The organism is Faecalibacterium tardum (genome assembly GCF_040096515.1).
In the GTDB taxonomy this organism is placed as follows: domain Bacteria; phylum Bacillota; class Clostridia; order Oscillospirales; family Ruminococcaceae; genus Faecalibacterium; species Faecalibacterium tardum.
Genome location: NZ_JBBMEO010000076.1, coordinates 1 through 2828 on the forward strand (window position 1 = coordinate 1; position 2828 = coordinate 2828).

A 2828-nucleotide genomic window follows, 5' to 3' on the forward strand; every position below is an offset into this window, starting at 1 on the left:
ATCGCTTACCTCTGTATTATTTCTCTCAGTCTTATTACATCGTAGTTTGGCCGGGTCTTGAAGCGTATTCTGGACGGTTCCAGAATCGTCATTATCACGATTCAAGTAGGGCGTTTTTGACGATTCTGACGAAAAATTCTTTACATAGATGAGATCAGGCTTGCCCAGCCCCCTCCGTTTGCGTTCAATCAGGCCGTACTCTTCCAGTTCTCGCAGCAGCTTGGTGGCCTTTTTATCGGCACAGCCCAGTGAATCCTGCACCTCCTGCACAGTATAGATGATGAACACCCGCCCAGCTTTGTCCAACCAACCATTCCGGGCTGAAAGGCTCATGCGGTCCAGCAGGATACCGTACAGGGTTTTGGCATCTGTGGAAAGCGGTTGGAAGCGGCTATCCTGAAACAACAGCTTGGGAATCCGGTAGAAGGAGAACAGCTCGCTGGATTGTCCATAGAAGTAATCAAGGTCTGCGGTTCTTGTCGGCTTTTTTTTCGGGCATAGAGAATATCCCATTTTTCAGGTGTGGAACGGAATACATTGACCTGCTTCTTATAAGGGCAGTGGGCATACAGGCAGGTGCGGAATTTGAAATCAGGCCGATAGTACGGGCACAGCTTGCAGCTGTCCGGGGCACGGTCAGAACCTTCGCCAGCGGCGATCACATGGTGCATGGAGTGCTGAACATGGCGCAGAGCTTCGTTTCGCTTGTGGCTCACTTGACATCACCTCGTTTCTCCAGCGGTGCCATCAGGTCTTTGTAGCAGGGAACCAGCACACAGGGCTTTGCCCGCTTGTAGGGGCACCCTTCGCACTTGCTGGGGCCTTTGGGCGGCTCGATCAGATAGTAGCAGTTCTCTTTGCCGAGAACGCAGCCCTTCTTTCGATTCTTCCAGAAGAAGCAGTGCCGGCAATCTGCCGGGCGGGAAGCGTGGTAGCGGATACCGTCCATCGTGACGGTCAGAACTTTTTTCATCGGTAAACCCTCCTTTGGTGGATTCGGGAAGTTCAGCCCGAAAACAAAAAAGCGCGTTCCTCTTTCTGTTCCGAGAGAACAGCGAGTGAACGCGCTATGTATGGAGAAAAGTGTTTTGCACGCTTTTGGGCAGGAATGTGTAAAATAGATTTACACAAATTATCTTGTATTTACATGGATTTACAGAAAAGCGGCTACCAATATTAGCAGAGAGCCAGAAAACAGAGTTCAAAAGGTGCTTTATGGGGCTTCATTAGCTGGAAACCTGATTTTATTAGCTGGAACCGAAAATTCTGCTAATGGCATTAGCTGGCTAATTTTGGTGATAGGTTCAAAATGAAAAATGCGAAGATCGTCTTTCACATGGAAAAATGACCTTCGCATTTTCTTAAAGGGATACCCCAGACAGGATTCGAACCTGCGGTCTCCTCCTTAGGAGGGAGGCGCTTTATCCAGCTAAGCTACTGAGGCATATTATGTATTATCGTTGATTTTTTGAAATTCAACGCGCTTGGAAACGAATATGCAGAATGATTTTCACACCGAAGTGACCGACTGCGTTGCAACCGGAACGGTGTTAAACTTGTTGCATCAAAATTTGTTGAGAAAACCGTGATTCTTGGTTTTGCTTTTGAATAGAGCAATCACTTCTGCACCCAAGGTATCAGGTTGACCGAATTCTTAGGAGTAGGGGCTGAAGCAATAAATCCTAGACAAAAGTAGGTAAAACAAGTAACGTTTTATCAATGGATTTTTTGTTGCGCTGTCAATCCGAGTAAAGAACACAAACCCCGAAATAAAACGAGTAAAAGGCTTTTCATTAGCAGAAAATTAGCAGAGCTAATGAAAAGTGGAAGGTTCATTGTAAAATGCCCACCTTTCATTAGCTGGGAAGTGTACGTTTCCCTACGGATATTTGCTTGTTTAGCATTCGTGAACCAGACCATACAGCCGTAGCTGGTGTGATGGACAAATGTTTTCAATAGAAAAAGACCAGAGCTTTCTGCGAGAAAACTCTGGTCTTTGTAACAGTGCGAATGGAAATGCGCATTGTCTTGTAAAAGGAAGGGGCTTATGGTATTCTTACGGGAGTAAAGGCACTGGATGCAAGGAACTTTGCGTGATCTTAGGAGTGTGCAATGGAAAAGAAATTTAATACTGTAGTCGGTGAAGATGGAACTGTAAAACTCCCAGATGCGGTTCTGGAAAAACTTGAAGTCAAACCCGGAGAGGAAGTTCGATTCGAGGTGTATGACAATTTCTATGCAGTCAGGCTTCTATCGCGGATAGAAGCTGAACGCTTGGATTACTTGAATTGGATGCATAATAAACATTGCCCCTCTATTGAGGAAATGATTGCAGAATCGAGAAAACAAGCCACCCGGAACATTGTGATCTCCCGGATCCTTGATGGGATGCCGGCAGAAAAAATCGCAGAAGACTATGAAGTTTCACTCGACTATGTAAAACAGCTTGCCCATCAGCTGAAGATGGATATAGAGGAAGCTAAGGCGAAAAAACACAAGGAAACGGGATCATCATAAAACAAGCAGCGGCAGATTTCCATATACGGAAACTGCCGCTGCTTATGTATAGAGATTTATAGGTTTTTTGCAAGATTTTTAATGAGTGTAGCCATAGAGGGGTCAGCCAGCAGTTTGGCAAGAGCTGCTGCCGCATCTGTATCGACTGGGCTGGCGTTGGGAGCGGATTGCTCTGCGCGAGGGAGAACTTCAGGCTCTGCACCATGATGCTGATAGAAGAAATCGTCGAATCGCTGTGCGTTCAAACGCCGATCATCATCCAGAATGTGTGCGTACTGCTCGGTGACCATCGAAGCCTGTGCATGACCGGA

General features: G+C 46.4%; 3 protein-coding genes, 1 tRNA gene and 1 pseudogene. 1 reads left to right on the plus strand and 4 read right to left on the minus strand.

The features are described from left to right. The 3 genes from WMO44_RS14675 to WMO44_RS14685 form a co-directional block, all read right to left on the minus strand. A partial coding sequence (locus tag WMO44_RS14675) for a replication initiator protein A (protein ID WP_349153018.1) occupies window positions 1-513 on the minus strand: 513 nt, incomplete at its 3' end. 199 nt (window positions 514-712) lie between these two features. Further along, a complete protein-coding gene (locus WMO44_RS14680; protein ID WP_349153019.1) occupies window positions 713-973 on the minus strand; it encodes a hypothetical protein in 261 nt (86 codons plus the stop codon). Window positions 974-1370: 397 nt separating this feature from the next. After that, window positions 1371-1444: transfer RNA gene (locus WMO44_RS14685), tRNA-Arg, on the minus strand. A gap of 668 nt (window positions 1445-2112) precedes the next feature. On the opposite strand from WMO44_RS14685, the gene WMO44_RS14690 reads away from it, so the two are divergent. Continuing rightward, window positions 2113-2517, plus strand: coding sequence for an AbrB/MazE/SpoVT family DNA-binding domain-containing protein (locus tag WMO44_RS14690; protein ID WP_113621383.1), 405 nt, complete (start codon window positions 2113-2115; stop codon window positions 2515-2517). Window positions 2518-2573: 56 nt separating this feature from the next. Here WMO44_RS14690 and WMO44_RS14695 read toward each other — a convergent pair. Continuing rightward, window positions 2574-2828: pseudogene (locus WMO44_RS14695) on the minus strand (site-specific integrase); the annotation flags it as partial.

Bases quoted from the DNA above. Each gene is read 5' to 3' on its own strand.
- WMO44_RS14680 (WP_349153019.1), bottom strand. From the start codon at position 973: ATGAAAAAAGTTCTGACCGTCACGATGGACGGTATCCGCTACCACGCT.
- WMO44_RS14690 (WP_113621383.1), top strand. From the start codon at position 2,113: ATGGAAAAGAAATTTAATACTGTAGTCGGTGAAGATGGAACTGTAAAA.